We start from the raw sequence: 16,802 nt of genomic DNA, 5'->3' as shown, positions 1-16,802 counted from the left end.
CTCAAGTGGTCTTTTTGTATATATTTTGTAATTGTTCGATTGCATTCTCTGCTTCTTTCATAACTCGCTCCACTACATGCTGAGCTGATTCGATTCGAGCTAATGATGCTGCCTGTCCTGCCCAAAGCGACATATATCCTTCCTTATTTTGCTTCGCTGCCTCTTTGCGTATTTTAGAAGTTAATACGTTTTGCACTGGATACATGGGAAGCCCTTCTTCTTTTCCTTCATGTCTCTCTATAAATTCATTCCGAATACCGCGTGCATATTTCCCGGAAAACGCACGAGTTACAGTTGTGCTCGTATCTGTACTATGTAAAACCGCTTCTTTATACACATCGTGCGTAATACTCTCTTCACTTGTTAAAAAGGCTGATCCCATTTGAACACCTTCTGCTCCTAGTGCCAATGCCGCAACAAGCCCTTGTCCGTTCATTACACCACCTGCTGCGACAATTGGGGTATGCGGAACAGCCCCTACTAACTGAGGTATTAACGCAAACGTACCAATCATAGCATCTCGTTCTTTCCCAATAAACGTTCCTCTATGCCCTCCTGCTTCGCTACCTTGCCCAATAATAATATCTACTCCTAGCTCAGCAAGTACTTTCGCTTCCTTCACATGGGTAGCTGTTCCGATGACTTTTATTCCACTTCTTTTTAAATCATTTATTTCTTCTTTTTCTAACGTTTGAAATGCAAAGCTAACGACCGGTACTTTTTCATCTAATAGCACTTGTAATTGTTCCTTATAGCTTTTTGGAAGCTTTAACGTTCCTTCTACTTCTATACCTAATTCTCTATTCACTCCGCTTAGTAATACTTTCGCCTCATTTACCTTCTCTTCTTCTATTTGTATCTCTTTCGTTACAAGTAAATTAACACCGAAAGGCTTATCTGTTAGTTCTCTTATTCTATAAATCGCTTCACGAATTTGTTCTGGGCTCATATAGCCCGCTCCAAGCGTCCCTAATCCTCCGCTATTACTTACTGCTGCAACAAGTTCTGGCGTCGTAATCGCGCCTGCCATACCGGCTTGAACAACGGGATACTCAATTTTTAATATGTCTGTTACTCGACTTGTAAACATCATTTTCCCTCCTATTTCCCTTATATCTTCTTTATTTGATAAGCTTTCCCCTGCTTTTGCAAGGGTTGAACTTCATATGAAGCGAATATATTGAAAGAGAAGGAGGCTGAGCTTAATGATTTATCCAAATGCATTAAAACAAGGTGATACAGTAATGATCATTGCACCATCTGGTCCACCTACAATCGAAAATGTATTAAAAGGTGTGAATGTATTACAAGAGATGGGGTTATCCGTAATAATCGGGAAGAGCGTTTACGAGAAATATGGATTTTTAGCCGGAAGTGATCAAGTTCGGCTTGACGATATACATGAAGCATTTACAAATAATGAAGTGAAGGCCGTTTTCTGTGCACGAGGTGGTTACGGAAGTGCTCGTCTCCTCCCTCACATTCAATATGAAATCATTCGGCAAAACCCTAAAATCTTTTGGGGATATAGCGATATTACAGCTTTACATACTGCTGTTTCACGTTATGCAAAGCTTATAACATTTCATGGTCCGATGATTGAAGAACTAGGAAAAGGTATTGATTCCCTATCTTTATCCTCTTTCAATCAGCTATTCCATCCGTATTCAACCATTTTATCTGCATCAGAATGTATCGTACCTAGCTCTCACAGTACAGTTACAGGTACGTTAGTTGGAGGAAATTTAGCTGTGTTAACAAGTATAATTGGCTCGCCCTACGAGATAAATACGGACAATACACTTTTATTACTTGAAGACATTGGTGAAGAACCGTACCGCATTGACCGTATGTTAAATCAGCTACTTTTATCTGGAAAGTTTAATGAATGCAGGGGCGTTATTTTTACAAGTTGTCACGACTGCACTCCTTCAAAGCCATCTCAATCATTGCAAGCAATATTATATGAATATTTCGCACCATATCATATACCGGTCCTATTCGGTTTACCAATTGGACATATAAGTCCAAACATTGGGATTCCTCTTGGAGCTACAGCTACAATAAGTACACATAATAAAACACTCTCTATTGCTTCCGGCGTAGCCACCCCGTGTTCAAATTAAAAAGGAAAAGCGATTACGCTTTTCCTTTTATTTATAATAGTTAAAAATTCGTCCAGATGCGATATCTGCAATTTCTTCTGGAATAAATGTTTTACTTATATCAGTGCCAACATTTAATACAGCTGTAGCATCTTTCTCAATGCTACCAAATAACTCTTTCCCACGTATCTTAATAAGGGGCGTTCCTTCTGGCAACACATCTTTTACAAATTCCATTTGTGTAAAGAACGGAACGATCCATCTACCTTCTCCTTGGAAATGACGCAAACGAAGTATTCCTTCTGTTGCCCCGTCCTCTGCTTCTAGTGAACCAGCAACATAAAACTCAGTAGATAAGAGCAATTCATAAAATTCCTTTTGCTTCTGTTTATCATCACCTGCTACAACAAGTACCTCTTCTAATTTCTTTACTGAAATTTGCTCCATATGATGCCACCCCTATTTTCAAAATGATTGTACTTAGATTATACGAAATATTCTTATTTTTTTCTACATAATTCGCAATTATTTTCTTAAAATAATTTTAATACTTCTTTTGTCGTCACAATCGTAGCAAACTCTTCATGTAAATTTACAAGTGTCATATTGTGAATATCTTCTGCACTATACTCCTTACCATCTAAACCTTTACGGTTAAAAGTAGCCGTTGCATCACTCACTAAATACGTTGTAAATCCTAAATTCCCTGCCATTCGTGTCGTAGTTTCCACGCAATGATTTGTCGTTAATCCTACAACCACTACTGCATTACATTTGTTCTTTCTTAATTGCTCTTCTAAATTTGTCCCAATGAACGCGCTGTTAACGAATTTCTGAATAACCACTTCACCAAGTAGTGGTTGCACTTCTTCTTTAAAGTTTACCGTTTCCGCTCTCTCATAAAACATTGACTGAGCATTTTCTTTATTTACATGTTGAATATGAAAAACTGGTCGTTTCCTTTTTCTCCATTCTTCTAATAAAATTCTCATGTTTTCTTCAGCAAAAATATTATTTCTCTCGCCCCAATCTGGTAATTGAAACGCCTTTTGTACATCGATTATGATAAGTGCTATTTGATTTGTCATCATTTCCCCTTAATTTGGCTGTAATTGAAATAGAAAACCAAGTTGTTGTGACGCAGTAATAAAGCAAACATAGGCGCAAAGCTCTACAATTTCTTTTTCTGTCCAATATTGTTTTAATACGTGAAACATAGTATCATCTATTGCTTTTCGGTCATGAACAAATGTATGCGCAAAAGTAACGGCTACGCCAATCTCCTCTGCCTTTTGCACATCATCAGGTCTTCCCTTTGCCATACAGTACGGACATTCATTCCCATACGCTAATGTTCTTCTCACTTGCTCCTTCAACTCTGCTGAAAGAGTTCCTTTATTGTACAGTGTATCTTCTAACGTACTCCACGAATGTAATATATCCGAATTATGCCCTAATAACTTTTGAAACTTTGTATCTCCTACATTTGATAATGAAATTCTCTCCATCATTTCCCCTCCTATTTCCTTCTGTTTTATTGTAAAATAAATAACGTTCACTTTACATTTCATATGAATCTTAATTTATATTTTTCCTTTACAAAAATCATTATTTTACTGGAGGTATATTTACAAATGCAATTAGACCGTGTTGATCGAAAAATTTTAAATGAATTATATAATGATAGTCGCCTTTCGATGCGTGAATTGGCGAAACGAGTAAACTTATCTGCTCCGTCTACTTCAGAACGTGTTCGTAAGCTCGAAAGCGAAGGTGTTATTCAAAAATACACAATCGATATTGATTATAAAAAGGCTGGACTCGTTTTAGATTGTATTTTAGAAATTACTTTAAAAAATGGTGATACAACACGTATGCAACAATTTATTCAGTCTTATCCATCTGCAAGTTTTTGTTACCGAGTAACAGGAAGCTTATGCTACATTGTAAAAATTTCTGTTCCTTCACTCGTTGAACTTGAAGAATTTATCAATGATGTTTCTTCATATGCAACGACCGTTTCTCATATCGTATTATCAGAAGTATCTCTTACTCCTGATATTGAACATATCTTCCCAGAAGATTAATTTATTTTTATTCATAAAATATAAAAAAACCCCTTACAATAAGAATAAAAATAATATATTATGTATTAAAATACATAAAGTTCGAGAAAGGGGCTTTACATTGAAAATCTGGTTTTATGAAAAAACGGCACAATTAGATGACTTGCTTGGTATTTGGGACAATGTTCCAACCATCCCGCGAATTGGTGAAAAAGTGGAGATTTTAAAGACGGTCCGCACTGTTACAGATATTAAATATGTAAAGAACGGTGATAATTTTCGAGTGGAAATTATTACAAATTAAAAAGTAGCTCCTTAGGAGCTACTTTTTAATTATCTACTATGTGCTTTCTTTATAACGATTTTATCTTCTTCTACAGATACTGTTACATAATCATTTTCTTCTAACCTAAGCTTATTTACAGCCTCATCTGGTAACTCTATGGCCATCAATCTATCGGTTACGATCACTTGACTATACACTTCATTCTCTTGTGATGCATTCACTACTTTTTGCTCATTTATAAAACGTACTGGTGGCACGCCAACTTCTTTTACTGTACGCCATTGTTTCCCAATATAAGGAATTAACCAAAGTAATCCGACAAGCGTAAGACCGATACCAATCCATAAATTACTTTGCGCTTGTAATTCAGTAATTGAGATTGTACCACTTTCTTCTCCACTGAAAAATTGTATACTTGTTGCAATCAAATTATTTAGAGCGTGCACAGCTATATTCGTCCATATATTTTTTGTCTTTATGTATAAAAGACACATAACCATACCAAACATGAACGCACCAATAACATCAAAATGTCCTAGGCCAAAAATAATTGAAGATATAATTACAGCTTTTTTAATTCCCCATTTATAAGCCATTCGCTGTAAGAAAAATCCCCTAAAAATAACCTCTTCCATAATAGGTGCTAACACACATGCTGAAATGAAAGTAAATATCGTCATATATACGTTACTCGTATTAATAACATTTCCGTCTTCTAGCATAGTAACTAAGAAATTCGGTAACGTATGTGCTAATATGTAAAATTGAATCTGAGATATGCCAACTGAAAAAATCATCCCCATTATCGTTGCTAATACAATTAATCCCCAAGGTAAACGTCCTGGCTTATCAAAAAAACTGTTGAATACAACATTATTTTTATTTGTTTTTACGTATAGCCAAAGTAACGGAAATACAAAAAATACAGTTATTTGTGAAATAACCTCCATCGTATTCTCAGAAACATTTGCTAGACCTAATGGGATCATTATAAGGAGCACCCCTATAATCATCCATCCAAAAAAGCTACGTAGCCTTATACGTGAAAATGCATAGTGCATATAAAACACCCCCAAAGATAGTAAAAATACAATAAAACTTTAATCAGTACTTTATAGGCAATCCTTTCCCTATAAATAGCAGGATAACTAAATTATAATATGAATATAGTTGAAACTCTTCCTATTTTTCTCAAATCATTTCAAACAGCATATCTCTTAAAATACCATATCGCTGTTCTTCAAGTTTCAATCTAAGTGAATTTTATGTAATAAAAATCCCCGTTTTTACAAGCGGGGATTTCTTTTATTATAATACGTCACGTTTTTGGAATAATGCACTTGATGCTACAAGTAATACAACAAAGTATGCAGCTATAAGTAATAATGAAGTTGTAAATGTAAATTCTGTAAATGTAGGTTCTACTCCCCCACTAATTAATTTATTGCTGTCGTAAGCTCTTAAATCCAAATGGCTGAATACTACAAACTTCGCTACACCTTTTGCAAACATCATTAATACCATGTTAATTGTACCTTGTAAGAATAATAGAAACATCGTAATAATTATTGGTAATACAGACTTTCTAAACACATTTGCTAAGAAAAATGCAAGTGTTGCAAAGAAAAATGGTGATAGCAGCTGATATAATATTGTTTTTAAAACAATTCCTAACGTTAATTCAGTTTTACTACCGTCCATTACAATTACACCAATAATCAAAGCAATTAACGTACTAGCAAATACGATAAATAACATCGTTAATAATACTGTAATATATTTAGAAAATAAAATTGTCATTCGTTTTCTTGGACGAATTAATAATTGCTTAATCGTTCCTTTTTGGAATTCATCTGTAATTGTACGAGAAGCTATTGTAATTCCAAAGATCGTTGTGAATATCATAATTAAGCCGATATTTGAACTCGCAAAATCTAAGTAAGATCCACTTAAGCTACCAGCGTCGCCCCATTTCGCCAATACTACTGTTCCTAAAATCTCCAATAAAGCAATTACACCTATTAAAATATACATACCTTTTTTCGCATGCAACTTTAAAAATTCATTTTGAATTAATTTAAACATTACGCTTTCACTCCCCCAGTAATCGCTAAGAACTCATCCTCTAACGTTTTATTTTGAACAGTAACTCCGTATACAAGCACATCAGCATGAACAAGTTTTTTTACAAGTTGCGGAATGTTGTCTTTTGTTACAGATGCTACAATTACATTCCCTTTTGCTTTGCCTTTAATGATTTCATTCGCTTTCTGAACTTCATCTACTTCAAACGCTACAACGACTGCCTCATCATGTTTCACTTTTTCATGTAAGTTGTACTCTTGAACAAACTCACCTTGTTTAATAATAACGACGCGATCACACATTAATTCAATTTCACTCAATAAGTGACTTGATACGATTACAGCAATATTCTCTTCTTTCGCTAAACGTTGTAAATAATCACGAATTTGGCGAATACCAGCTGGATCTAATCCATTTGTCGGCTCATCTAAAATTAAGATTTTCGGCTGATGAAGTAATGCTTGTGCAATTCCTAAACGTTGTTTCATACCAAGTGAATATGTTTTCACCTTTTTATGAATCGCATGCTCTAATTCAACAAGCTTTATAATCTCAGCAATGCGCTCTTTACTAATTGGTGTAATGGCCATGTTCGCAAAATGCTTTAAGTTTTGCATTCCTGTCATATAATCATATAGTTCAGGATTTTCTACAATCGCTCCAATTTGCTCTAGCGCCTTTTCACGCTCCGAGCGAATACTATGTCCACAAATTGTAATATCGCCCTCTGTCATTGAAATAAGACCTGTCATCATACGGATCGTCGTCGTCTTACCGCTACCGTTCGGCCCAAGGAATCCGTATACTTCTCCTTCACGAACCTCAAATGATAAACCACGAATAATTTCCGTTCCACCAATCTTTTTTCGAACATTCTCTAACTTTACTACTACGTTTCCCAATGCTGATTCCTCCTTTAGACTTCTAGTTTTTTATCGATAATATAAGCAATTACATATATTATTAGAGCACTAACCATTACCATGAAACTTATATTAAAAATGTTAAATCCATTTTCTTGAAACATATTAATAAACAGACTCTTGCTTTCACTATGATATTCTACTCTTCGTAATACTTGGAAAGCTGGAGCTAATTTTCCTAGCAAGGTTGTCGCTAAAGTAATCGCTATATTTATTACTAGAAAAATAATAACAATTAGTATATTTTGCGCCTTTTTCTTTTTCGTAAGTGACTTAACTAGAGTAATTACTAATATAATTTGTAACACACTAAACAAAAACTCAAATAAATCACTTATCATATATATTAAATTATTAATTATGCCTACTTGCATAATCTCTTTTGCCTCTACATATACAGAAGTCGTAGGAAAAGCTAATACATAACTTACGTAGAAAAGAATTCCACATATCCCATACCATATAGCCATTGCAATAAATGAGAAAATAAGCATAGAAATTACATATTGTTTCCCAGATATTGCTGTAAGTCGTAACATTGGATTAGTCAGTAAGCGTGAATATGATTTCATTGTTTGTATAAACATATAAACAATATAAAAGAAAAATATAATCATAATGATTCCAAATATGCCCTCTTGTCTACTGATAGCCGCATCACTTTTTCTTACAATCATTTGTGAAAATAACACAGCTTCAATTAGCACAAAGAGTAAAAAAGTAACAATATATCTTTTCTTATTTACATTCCATAAATAGGAAAGTACTGACTTCACTTACTAAACACCTCCTTAAAAAATTCATGAACTGCTTTTCCTCTCTGAAAACGAATTTCTTCTACATTTTCATATAGAACCATTTCTCCATCTTTTAAAAAGATCACTTCATCAAAAATATTTTCAATTTCATTTATTAAGTGAGTGGAAATTAATATCGTACAATCTTCCCTATAGAACTGTAGAATTAGATCCAATACATGTTCTCTAGAAAGAGGATCAATCCCGCCCAATGGCTCATCCAGTACATATAGCTTCGCTTCTCGAGAAAACGTTAAAATAATCTGCAGCTTCTCAACCATACCTTTTGACAATGCTGTAATTTTTTCTTCTAACGGTATTTTAAATTCTGCAATCGTATCTACTGCTTTTTGAATATCGAAGTCTTTATAAAAATCTCGGTAAAAAAATAAAGCATCTTTTACAGTCATCCAATCATCAAAGACTGGCTTATCGGACATAAATGAAACGATTTCTTTCGACTGTAACCCTACCTTTTTACCATCTATTGTAATCCTACCTTCAGAAGGATATTGCAAGCCTGCAATCATTTTCAATAACGTCGTTTTCCCGCTCCCGTTATCTCCAACAAGCCCAACGATTTTCCCTTCCGTAATCTCTATGTTTAATTCACGGATCACTGCTTTTAATCCATATCTCTTCCATAAGTTTTCTATTTTTAATAGCTTTGTCATTGGCTCTCCTCCCTCTTATCATGTAATGAAGAACGAAGAATTGTAAGAATTTCTTCTTCTGAAAAACCTAAATTGTCCATTCCATCTATAAAAGAATGAAGTAATTCTTTCGCCATCTCTTTTCGCAGCTCCATAATTTTCTCCCCTTCATTCGTTACATACCGTCCCATTCCTCTACGTGTTACAACAACTCCATCCCGTTCTAGCTCTTGAAATGTACGCTGAATCGTATTTGGATTCACTTGTAATTCACTCGCTAATTCACGGACAGAGGGAATTTTATCACCAGGCAATAAATGTCCTGTTACGATCTCTTTTTTTATGTATTCCATTACCTGAATGTAAATTGGTGTATTTGGAGAAAACTCTATTTTCATTTCTTCCCTCCTTTCGTATCGGTGTACTAGTTAAATAATACACCGATACAAAAGGTTTGTAAATACCCATTTAATTACAAAAAAGTTCTATCCGTTAAACGAATAGAACTTCCCAATATAAATCGCTATACAAAAATAATAGTGTTATGTAAACAAAATTATAAAGAAAAACTGTCTTATCAATGAATAAGACAGTTTTTCTTTATAATCCTATATTAAAAGTTAAACACGAAGTCATCGTCAGCTAACTTTTCAACGTTCGTTGCTTTTACGTAACCATTTCCTTTTACAGAGAAGAAATCATGGTTTTTCGTATCTGTACGTAAACCATTTAAAACGATTGGGTTAATTTCTTCTTCTTCAAACTTCGGCTCAAGTCCTAAGTTCATAAGCCCTTTATTTGCATTGTAACGAACGAAACGATTTACATCTTCTACAAGACCGATAGAAGTGTAAATTTCTTCTGTATAGGCCATTTCAATTTCATATAGTTCCATTAATAACTCTTGTGTTTCTTTTTGCACTTCTTGTTGCTCTTCTGCAGAAAGTTCTGCGAAGATTTGTTGTGCTAAAATACCGACGAATACGCCGTGAATTGACTCATCACGAATTATCAAGTTGATAATCTCACCACTTGCTGTTAGTTTTCCTTGACCAGCTAAGTAAAGTGGATAGAAGAATCCGCTATAGAATAAGTAACTTTCTAAGAACACACTTGCTACCATTGCCATGTATAACTCTTTTTTTGTTACTTCAGGCTTTAATAAACGACGATAGTAACCAGTAATAATACCAGCTTTTTTCTCAAGTAACGGATGATTGTCTACCCAGTCAAAAATATCATCAATCTCTTCTTCTGTAGCTAACGTTGTGAAAATGTGACTATAACTTTTCGCATGTACTTCTTCCATAGCTCCCATAAAAGCTAATACACTTTTCGCTTGTAAATTTTCAAGATGAACAAGTACAAGTGGCATTCCTTCGCCACCTTGTTTCGTATCTAAAAGTGTTAAACCACCTAATACACGCTTATAAGCAATTTGCTCTTCTTTCGATAATTGCACCCAAGTATTTTTGTCAGACGAAACCGCAATTTCTTCTTCTGTCCAAAACTGAGCGATGTTTTGCTTCCAAAACATTAAACTAAAATCATCTTCTTTTTTGTTCCAGTTTACCGCACGCATTAAATCGCCCCTTCTCTAAATATGATAACTAAGCATGAGCAGGGTTCAGAAAACCCTGCTCATCATGTCTCACTTTTTATATTAAACGGTACAAGCCACACACTCTTCCACGCTTAATTTACGTGTTCTCGTATAATACAGACTCTTTAAGCCTTTTTTATGTGCATAGATGTAGTAACGTGCTAATTCACGTGTTGAAATATCACTATTAACGTAAAGAATTGTACTAATTCCTTGGTCAATATGTTCTTGAATTTCTGCGATTAAATCAATTAATTTAAACTGATTCATATCGTAAGAAGATTTATAGTACCAGAACGTATCTTTTGATAAATACGGCATTGGATAATATGTTGTCGCGTTCGCATATGTTCTTGATTCGATTTGACTTACGATCGGCATTACGCTTGAAGTTGCATTTTGAACGTAACTGATTGATTGTGTTGGAGCAATGGCAAGACGATATGAGTTGTATAAACCATTCTTTTGCACTTGCTCTTTTAAACTTGTCCAATCTTCTTTTGTTGGAATATGAATTCCTTCAAATAGTTGCTGAACTTTTTCAGTTACTGGGCTGTAATCTGTCGTTTCATACTTTTCAAAGTATGTGCCATTCGCATAATCAGATTTATCAAAGTCTTTAAATGTCTCGCCTTTTTCTGTAGCGATTTCCATACTTTTCTCAATAGAATAGTAATTTAACATCATAAAGAATGTACGAGCGAATTCTTTCGCTTCTGCACTTTCATAAGCGATTTTATTTTTTGCTAAATATCCGTGTAAGTTCATTGCTCCAAGTCCAACTGAATGAAGCTCGTCATTCGCTTTTTTCACAGTTGGTGCATTCGGAATAATCGTCATATCAGAAACAGCTGTTAAAGCTTCCATTCCCGCATGAACTGCTTCACGAATTTCTTTATTTTCCATTACGTTTACGATATTTAACGATCCTAAGTTACAGTTAATATCACGACGGATAATGTCATCTGTACCGTAATCATTTATTTCTGAAGTTTCTTGAAGCTGGAAGATTTCTGTACATAAGTTCGACATCTTCACAGTTCCAATATCCTTCAATGGATGTTGATTATTTGCATTTGATTTAAACATTAAGTATGGGTAACCAGACTCAAGCTGAATCATGGCGATTTTAATAAGCATATCACGTGCACTAATATCTAGTGGCTTCTTCTTCACTTTCGGATTGCTCATTAATTCATCGTACATTTCATCAATGTCAATATCATCTAAATGCTTGCCATATTCTTTATAAACCGTATAAGGCGCGAAAACATGGAAAGGTTCGTTTTTCTCAGCAAGCTCAAAGAACTTACTTGGAACGATAATTCCGATTGATAGAGACTGAATACGGCTCTTCTCATCGGCATTTATTTTTTTTGTATCAAGGAATTCAATAATATCCCAATGGAAAATGTTTAAATATACTGCACCGGCACCTTTTCGTTGGCCAAGCTGATTCGCATATGAAAACGAATCTTCAAGCAATTTCATAACAGGTACTACACCACTTGCAGCGTTGTCGATACCTTTAATTTGCTCACCACGTGCGCGTAGCTTAGATAAGTTTAAAGCTACTCCCCCGCCGATTTTTGATAATTGCATCGCAGTATTAATGTTAAAGCCGATTGAATTTAAGCTATCGTCCATCTCTAACAAGAAACAAGACACCATTTCTCCTCTTCTGCTTCTTCCCGCATTTAAAAAGGTTGGTGTCGCTGGTTGGTAGTTTTGTTTTACAATCATGCTTGCGAATTGTCTTGCTTTCGAAACATCACCGCGTCCTAAGTATAATGAAACAATTGCTACACGATCTTCATAGCTTTCTAAGTATTGTTTTTGATCATTCGTTTTTAACGCATAATCTTTGTAGAACTTAGATGCTGCCATATAAGATTGGAACTCGAAGTTTTCACCATAAGCGATGTTATATACTTCCTCTACTTCCTCCAAGCTATACTCGTCCAGAACGTTGTAATAGTAATCATGCTCTTTCATATACTCCATTCGCTCTGCCACGCTATTAAAAGGAACGGTATTCTCTCTAGCTTCTTCCATAAAGACTTCTAATGCCTCTTTATCTTTATGAAGCTGATAAAAACCGTCCTGCATTTGCGTGATTTCATTATTCAGTTCAATGTGTCGCAATCTCCCGCACCCTTTCCTTAAAATATTCTACATCGTTATTTGTTCCAGATAACTCAAATTTTGATACAATAGGCACTTCATATTTAGTAGAAATCTTGTCAGCACTTGCACCGAACATGTCTCCCCAGTTACGATTGCCGCTTGCAGATACGCCTTTTAATTTTTCATTATTGCGCTCTAAAAAGTCTAAAACACGTTCTGGTACATTGCCAAAACCTGTTGTATACGTAATAAGAATAAAGTCTTCATCTATTACTAGATCTTCATCAATTTGAACGGCCGGCATATTTAATTTGTGAATGAAACGCTTCACGTTTCCTGTCATAGAATCATATGCAACTAACATTTCCGACCCTCCCTCTCAAATCTATATTCTCTATATGTTGTTCTTGATTTCTCTATATATTGTATTACGTTTCAAAATAAGACACAAGATATATGTATAAATTCTTTCTTTTTTTAACTTTTACTTTTCGACATGATAGCCGTTTTTTTTCAATACAATGACTATGAAACAACATTCTAAAACTCATGTCAATAAAGTGCTTTTCAAAAAAGTTGTCAACGAATTTAACCTTATTTTTAAAAAAGTTAACAATATATTTTGTCATAAAACGGTAGATGCTGAAGAAATATATTTCTCCAGCATCACGCAAAAAAGAACAGATATGAAACTATAATCTGCTCTAAAAAAAGATTACATTTATCAAATTTACCTTATTAAATATATTATACATATACTTTCGTTTCTCGTTACATACTAAAAGATAACTATTATAGAAAAAGATTATTATTATGGAACTTCAATTTATTTATGAAAAGTTTATTCAGATTGCTCAATGCGCAAAATATCTTTTACAAATATATGATGCGGATTTTCATCTTTATCAATCATTGTACATACAGGAGACTCTTCATCAAAGTATACAATCATTCCTTCTACGTACTGATATGTATGTTGAACTTGTACAGTTACTTTAATTTCTACTGCTTCTTCATATGCTCTTTTTATTTTCTGAAGCATTTTTGCTGAACATTTTCTTTTCTCTGGATACATAACCATTCCCATAAATCGATTGCCGGCTCTATCTTTCCACATATAATCCCAATGTGGTAAAATGCCTTGTTTAAAATCGCCCATAATTCCCCTCTCCTTTATCTTTTATTTATCCCGCATTAAACGTCCGATTGGTGAAGGCTACTAATCAGTGAGAGATGCCCTGCTGATCAAAATTCCCCTTTATGAACGTGGCGTTTCTGAATATGTATAAATCACTTGCCCGCCTCGCTGTGCGTTACCAATGAAATGTTTAAAGTCTTCTCGATTTACTAAAACTTCTCTGAACGTATAAAATACATCTTTCGTAACAACATACTCCTTTATTTCACCATTTTTCAGCTGATCCAAAATTGTATTTGCTAATTCTTTATCCATGTATTTCACCTCTATGCAATATTTTATTTTATCTTATATTCTATAGGTCAACAACTGTAAAATTATCCAGATGCTATACCTTCATTTCATTTTCATTATTTTTCAAAAGATATCTCTTTAGTATATGTCCACTAAATATCATATACTAACATAGCTACTTCTCTATATCAAACATTTCGACATTCAATTATGCAAAGTTTCACACCGCTATGCTACAATATATGAATAGAACTAGGAGGGATACTATGATTCGGAAAGCAAAAAAGACAGATGCGAAACTGGTAGCACCTTTATTGTATAACGCTCTGCACGAAATTGCTGAAAAAATCACAGGTAGCACAGTTGAGACAGAAGTATTACTAGGACTTGAAACATGGTTCTCAAAAAAGAAAAATCGACTGAGCTATGAAAACTGTTTTGTATATGAGCAAGACGGGGGTGCAGTTGGAGTTATTGTCGCTTATCACGGTAGTGAAGCAACACAGCTTGACGCACCAATTGTACATCACTTAAGAGAATTACATAAAGATGAATCAATTACGTTAGAAAAAGAAGCTGAGCTTGATGAGTATTACATTGATACATTATCAGTTTCAAGTGCACACGGCGGAAAAGGTATCGGTTCTAAATTAATTGAAGCTGCCGAAATCTATGCAACTGAAAAAGGGCATGAAAAAATCGCTTTACTTGTTAATTTAGAAAACACACGCGCCTATTCATTATACGAAAAGTTAGGTTATAAAAAAGATGAAATTGTTATGCTAGTAGGCGAACCTTATGCTCATCTCGTAAAACCATTAAACGTCAAAATTTCTATATCTTAAAAAGAAAGCACACGATTTATATAAATCGTGTGCTTTTATGTTAAATTCGTATTTAATATATTTCCATCCATCGCCTCGTGAAACGTATATGTTGTACATCCCCATGGCTTTCTATGCAAAATAGGAGAACCAGACCATCCCATTGCCCTCAGCTCCGCTCCAATCATCGAATTAAAATAATTATGACCTACAAGAGCAATACTTCCATGTACGAGAGCATAACGATGTAACAGGTAAGCCGCTTGCCTTGCCCTCTCTCTTACTTCCTTATAGGACTCAACACCTTTATGGTAGCCAAGTATCCATAATGTTCGTCCAATGAACATCCATACCTTAATTTTGCATTTCAACCACTTCGGAGCAAAAAAGCATGAAGGAACTTCAGCTTCTCTAAAAAGAGAATTTTGCATAAAAGATAAAGAATCCGTTAATTCAGCTGCTGATTGTACAGCACGCCTTTGATCACTTGTTAAGACAAATTTCGCTGCTTCAATTGCCTCTATTGTTTCTATCGGCATTTTAGCTTTTTGTATCATTGACTCGGAATCATACTGTTTCATCCATTCGTGAAATGAAGTAATTGTCATCGGTTCTCTTATACGACCTAAACAACCATGACGAATAAAAGAAATCTTCATTCTCTTCACTCTCCATTCATCACTTACGAACTTTATTATGCACTAGTTCTAAACATCATACCACGCAAGAAAATAAAGTTATATACCTTTACATCTCCCCACCACTATCATGTGTTATCGAAGCATGGATACCATCCATCCCATCAAAATATGTACTCGTATCATATTGACGAATCTTTTTTAAATGCATATAAGAAAATAAAAATAAAATTAAAGCTATAACACTCCCCACAAATTCAAACATCATTTTACCGCCTCTAATTTCTCCCACTTCAGTAGGTTATTCTACTTTTTCATTATACCTCGATATAAAGATTCCCGCATTTTCGCTATTTTTTTCAAATAACATGGATTTTTTACATATTTTCTTACAAAAAGTGAATATTTTTCGATTTTTTACTTTGGAAACATTTACAAAGTAGGAAATATGGTTCAAAATAGGAGGAAATAAAAAAACCCAAATTTATTCTTTTTTTGGGAAAACTGTAACAAGGAGAGTTGCTTATGCAGATCGCAGAAACTGGAGATATCATCGAATTTAAAGGTGGAATGCAAGGCCGTGTTCAAAAAGTAAATCAAAACTCTGTTATTGTTGATATAACAATTATGAAGAATTTTAGAGAACTAGATATGGAACCTCTTACAGTTGTAAGTCATAAAAACTATACTGTCATTAATCAAAATGCATAATATAATAGAAAGAAAGGGCCTGTATAGTATACAGGCCCTTTCTTTCTATTAACGATTATCAATTGTTTCCGGATATAGATCGTGGTTCATCATGCGGTAGTCAGCCATTTGTTCATACTTCGTCCCTGGGCGACCGTAGTTGCAGTATGGATCAATTGAAATGCCACCACGTGGTGTGAATTTCCCCCATACCTCAATGTAACGTGGATCCATTAATTTAATTAAGTCGTTCATAATAACGTTCATGCAATCTTCGTGGAAATCACCATGATTGCGGAAACTAAATAAATACAACTTTAAAGATTTACTCTCTACCATTTTTTGCTCTGGAATATAGCTAATATAAATTGTTGCAAAATCTGGTTGTCCTGTTTTCGGGCATAAACTTGTAAATTCAGGACAATTGAATTTTACAAAATAATCACGGTTTGGATGATTATTATCAAATACCTCTAATATTTCTGGGCTATATTCAAATAAATATTTTGTATTTTGATTTCCTAATAATGTTACATCTTTTAAATCTTCATCTAATCTTCCTGCCATTTTTAA

23 protein-coding genes are annotated in these 16,802 nt (G+C 34.3%); 5 read left to right on the top strand and 18 right to left on the bottom strand.

Annotation, left to right across the window (positions count from 1 at the left end; translation table 11 throughout):
• Position 1: 1 nt before the first annotated feature.
• Positions 2-1,090, bottom strand: a complete 1,089-nt coding sequence (locus CGQ22_RS17220) for an NAD(P)H-dependent flavin oxidoreductase (RefSeq protein ID WP_000495284.1) — start codon at positions 1,088-1,090, stop codon at positions 2-4.
• Between the two features lie 115 nt (positions 1,091-1,205).
• On the opposite strand from CGQ22_RS17220, the gene CGQ22_RS17215 reads away from it, so the two are divergent.
• A complete protein-coding gene (locus CGQ22_RS17215) occupies positions 1,206-2,126 on the top strand; it encodes a S66 peptidase family protein (RefSeq protein WP_000640069.1) in 921 nt (306 codons plus the stop codon).
• Between the two features lie 27 nt (positions 2,127-2,153).
• Here the strand turns inward: CGQ22_RS17215 and CGQ22_RS17210 are convergent, their stop codons facing one another.
• The 3 genes from CGQ22_RS17210 to CGQ22_RS17200 all read right to left on the bottom strand — a co-directional run bounded on the left by CGQ22_RS17210 (position 2,154) and on the right by CGQ22_RS17200 (position 3,613).
• Entirely contained in the window at positions 2,154-2,552 is a 399-nt protein-coding gene (locus CGQ22_RS17210; protein WP_000435263.1) for an SseB family protein, read from the bottom strand.
• Between the two features lie 86 nt (positions 2,553-2,638).
• Complete coding sequence (locus tag CGQ22_RS17205; RefSeq protein ID WP_000184437.1) at positions 2,639-3,193, bottom strand: cysteine hydrolase family protein; 555 nt, start codon at positions 3,191-3,193, stop codon at positions 2,639-2,641.
• A 9-nt stretch (positions 3,194-3,202) separates the two neighbouring features.
• On the bottom strand, positions 3,203-3,613 hold the full coding sequence (locus tag CGQ22_RS17200) for a carboxymuconolactone decarboxylase family protein (RefSeq protein WP_000439757.1): 411 nt from the start codon (positions 3,611-3,613) through the stop codon (positions 3,203-3,205).
• 126 nt (positions 3,614-3,739) lie between these two features.
• Here CGQ22_RS17200 and CGQ22_RS17195 point away from each other — a divergent pair, with 126 nt between their 5' ends.
• Positions 3,740-4,192, top strand: coding sequence for an Lrp/AsnC family transcriptional regulator (locus CGQ22_RS17195; protein WP_001175505.1), 453 nt, complete (start codon positions 3,740-3,742; stop codon positions 4,190-4,192).
• 100 nt (positions 4,193-4,292) lie between these two features.
• On the top strand, positions 4,293-4,475 hold the full coding sequence (locus CGQ22_RS17190; protein ID WP_089149030.1) for a DUF3913 family protein: 183 nt from the start codon (positions 4,293-4,295) through the stop codon (positions 4,473-4,475).
• A gap of 29 nt (positions 4,476-4,504) precedes the next feature.
• Here CGQ22_RS17190 and CGQ22_RS17185 read toward each other — a convergent pair whose 3' ends face one another.
• From CGQ22_RS17185 to CGQ22_RS17130, 11 genes are all read right to left on the bottom strand, one after another.
• Positions 4,505-5,518: a CPBP family intramembrane glutamic endopeptidase gene (locus CGQ22_RS17185; protein ID WP_000558820.1), complete on the bottom strand. Its 1,014-nt coding sequence runs from the start codon at positions 5,516-5,518 to the stop codon at positions 4,505-4,507.
• Positions 5,519-5,765: 247 nt separating this feature from the next.
• Positions 5,766-6,542, bottom strand: a complete 777-nt coding sequence (locus CGQ22_RS17180; protein WP_000475437.1) for an ABC transporter permease — start codon at positions 6,540-6,542, stop codon at positions 5,766-5,768.
• Positions 6,542-7,444, bottom strand: a complete 903-nt coding sequence (locus CGQ22_RS17175) for an ABC transporter ATP-binding protein (protein ID WP_000528786.1) — start codon at positions 7,442-7,444, stop codon at positions 6,542-6,544. Before CGQ22_RS17175 ends, CGQ22_RS17180 begins: the two co-directional genes overlap by 1 nt.
• Before the next feature lie 14 nt (positions 7,445-7,458).
• Entirely contained in the window at positions 7,459-8,241 is a 783-nt protein-coding gene (locus CGQ22_RS17170; RefSeq protein WP_061883917.1) for a hypothetical protein, read from the bottom strand.
• A complete protein-coding gene (locus CGQ22_RS17165) occupies positions 8,238-8,936 on the bottom strand; it encodes an ABC transporter ATP-binding protein (RefSeq protein WP_000163898.1) in 699 nt (232 codons plus the stop codon). Before CGQ22_RS17165 ends, CGQ22_RS17170 begins: the two co-directional genes overlap by 4 nt.
• Complete coding sequence (locus tag CGQ22_RS17160; RefSeq protein WP_000687512.1) at positions 8,933-9,313, bottom strand: GntR family transcriptional regulator; 381 nt, start codon at positions 9,311-9,313, stop codon at positions 8,933-8,935. Before CGQ22_RS17160 ends, CGQ22_RS17165 begins: the two co-directional genes overlap by 4 nt.
• A 215-nt stretch (positions 9,314-9,528) precedes the next feature.
• Positions 9,529-10,497, bottom strand: a complete 969-nt coding sequence (nrdF, locus tag CGQ22_RS17155) for a class 1b ribonucleoside-diphosphate reductase subunit beta (protein WP_001203025.1) — start codon at positions 10,495-10,497, stop codon at positions 9,529-9,531.
• A gap of 81 nt (positions 10,498-10,578) precedes the next feature.
• Complete coding sequence (gene nrdE / locus CGQ22_RS17150) at positions 10,579-12,663, bottom strand: class 1b ribonucleoside-diphosphate reductase subunit alpha (protein WP_001215839.1); 2,085 nt, start codon at positions 12,661-12,663, stop codon at positions 10,579-10,581.
• Positions 12,650-13,009 carry a class Ib ribonucleoside-diphosphate reductase assembly flavoprotein NrdI gene (nrdI, locus tag CGQ22_RS17145; protein WP_000959447.1) on the bottom strand — a complete coding sequence of 120 codons (360 nt, stop codon included), beginning with the start codon at positions 13,007-13,009 and terminating at the stop codon, positions 12,650-12,652. The genes nrdE and nrdI overlap by 14 nt, the downstream gene beginning before the upstream one ends.
• A 477-nt stretch (positions 13,010-13,486) precedes the next feature.
• The gene (locus CGQ22_RS17135) at positions 13,487-13,804 is read right to left on the bottom strand and encodes a hypothetical protein (protein ID WP_089149029.1); all 318 of its coding nucleotides are present in this window, start codon (positions 13,802-13,804) and stop codon (positions 13,487-13,489) included.
• A 99-nt stretch (positions 13,805-13,903) separates the two neighbouring features.
• A complete protein-coding gene (locus CGQ22_RS17130) occupies positions 13,904-14,098 on the bottom strand; it encodes a hypothetical protein (protein WP_000356683.1) in 195 nt (64 codons plus the stop codon).
• Positions 14,099-14,343: 245 nt separating this feature from the next.
• Here CGQ22_RS17130 and CGQ22_RS17125 point away from each other — a divergent pair, with 245 nt between their 5' ends.
• Positions 14,344-14,922, top strand: coding sequence for a GNAT family N-acetyltransferase (locus tag CGQ22_RS17125; protein ID WP_000619539.1), 579 nt, complete (start codon positions 14,344-14,346; stop codon positions 14,920-14,922).
• 35 nt (positions 14,923-14,957) lie between these two features.
• Here the strand turns inward: CGQ22_RS17125 and CGQ22_RS17120 are convergent, their stop codons facing one another.
• Together CGQ22_RS17120 and CGQ22_RS32015 are read right to left on the bottom strand one after the other, a co-directional pair.
• Entirely contained in the window at positions 14,958-15,560 is a 603-nt protein-coding gene (locus CGQ22_RS17120) for a histidine phosphatase family protein (protein ID WP_000703095.1), read from the bottom strand.
• 88 nt (positions 15,561-15,648) lie between these two features.
• A complete protein-coding gene (locus CGQ22_RS32015; RefSeq protein ID WP_000461432.1) occupies positions 15,649-15,804 on the bottom strand; it encodes a hypothetical protein in 156 nt (51 codons plus the stop codon).
• A 260-nt stretch (positions 15,805-16,064) separates the two neighbouring features.
• Between CGQ22_RS32015 and CGQ22_RS17105 the strand changes: the two genes are divergently transcribed.
• Entirely contained in the window at positions 16,065-16,250 is a 186-nt protein-coding gene (locus CGQ22_RS17105) for a YkvS family protein (RefSeq protein WP_001165082.1), read from the top strand.
• Between the two features lie 48 nt (positions 16,251-16,298).
• Here CGQ22_RS17105 and queF read toward each other — a convergent pair whose 3' ends face one another.
• The gene (queF, locus tag CGQ22_RS17100; RefSeq protein ID WP_002163902.1) at positions 16,299-16,796 is read right to left on the bottom strand and encodes a preQ(1) synthase; all 498 of its coding nucleotides are present in this window, start codon (positions 16,794-16,796) and stop codon (positions 16,299-16,301) included.
• Between the last annotated feature and the right edge of the window lie 6 nt (positions 16,797-16,802).

The organism is Bacillus sp. M13(2017), assembly GCF_002218325.1.
GTDB lineage: Bacteria > Bacillota > Bacilli > Bacillales > Bacillaceae_G > Bacillus_A > Bacillus_A thuringiensis_K.
The sequence above is the reverse complement of the archived record's forward strand: the minus strand, read 5'-3'. Positions and strand labels throughout refer to the sequence as shown.

Bases quoted from the DNA above. Each gene is read 5' to 3' on its own strand.
- CGQ22_RS17200 (WP_000439757.1), bottom strand. From the start codon at position 3,613: ATGGAGAGAATTTCATTATCAAATGTAGGAGATACAAAGTTTCAAAAG.
- CGQ22_RS17185 (WP_000558820.1), bottom strand. From the start codon at position 5,518: ATGCACTATGCATTTTCACGTATAAGGCTACGTAGCTTTTTTGGATGG.
- CGQ22_RS17220 (WP_000495284.1), bottom strand. From the start codon at position 1,090: ATGTTTACAAGTCGAGTAACAGACATATTAAAAATTGAGTATCCCGTT.
- CGQ22_RS17180 (WP_000475437.1), bottom strand. From the start codon at position 6,542: ATGTTTAAATTAATTCAAAATGAATTTTTAAAGTTGCATGCGAAAAAA.
- CGQ22_RS32015 (WP_000461432.1), bottom strand. From the start codon at position 15,804: ATGTTTGAATTTGTGGGGAGTGTTATAGCTTTAATTTTATTTTTATTT.
- CGQ22_RS17210 (WP_000435263.1), bottom strand. From the start codon at position 2,552: ATGGAGCAAATTTCAGTAAAGAAATTAGAAGAGGTACTTGTTGTAGCA.
- CGQ22_RS17105 (WP_001165082.1), top strand. From the start codon at position 16,065: ATGCAGATCGCAGAAACTGGAGATATCATCGAATTTAAAGGTGGAATG.
- CGQ22_RS17135 (WP_089149029.1), bottom strand. From the start codon at position 13,804: ATGGGCGATTTTAAACAAGGCATTTTACCACATTGGGATTATATGTGG.
- CGQ22_RS17205 (WP_000184437.1), bottom strand. From the start codon at position 3,193: ATGACAAATCAAATAGCACTTATCATAATCGATGTACAAAAGGCGTTT.
- queF (WP_002163902.1), bottom strand. From the start codon at position 16,796: ATGGCAGGAAGATTAGATGAAGATTTAAAAGATGTAACATTATTAGGA.
- CGQ22_RS17125 (WP_000619539.1), top strand. From the start codon at position 14,344: ATGATTCGGAAAGCAAAAAAGACAGATGCGAAACTGGTAGCACCTTTA.
- CGQ22_RS17165 (WP_000163898.1), bottom strand. From the start codon at position 8,936: ATGACAAAGCTATTAAAAATAGAAAACTTATGGAAGAGATATGGATTA.
- CGQ22_RS17130 (WP_000356683.1), bottom strand. From the start codon at position 14,098: ATGGATAAAGAATTAGCAAATACAATTTTGGATCAGCTGAAAAATGGT.
- nrdF (WP_001203025.1), bottom strand. From the start codon at position 10,497: ATGCGTGCGGTAAACTGGAACAAAAAAGAAGATGATTTTAGTTTAATG.
- CGQ22_RS17215 (WP_000640069.1), top strand. From the start codon at position 1,206: ATGATTTATCCAAATGCATTAAAACAAGGTGATACAGTAATGATCATT.
- CGQ22_RS17195 (WP_001175505.1), top strand. From the start codon at position 3,740: ATGCAATTAGACCGTGTTGATCGAAAAATTTTAAATGAATTATATAAT.
- CGQ22_RS17160 (WP_000687512.1), bottom strand. From the start codon at position 9,313: ATGAAAATAGAGTTTTCTCCAAATACACCAATTTACATTCAGGTAATG.
- CGQ22_RS17120 (WP_000703095.1), bottom strand. From the start codon at position 15,560: ATGAAGATTTCTTTTATTCGTCATGGTTGTTTAGGTCGTATAAGAGAA.
- nrdI (WP_000959447.1), bottom strand. From the start codon at position 13,009: ATGTTAGTTGCATATGATTCTATGACAGGAAACGTGAAGCGTTTCATT.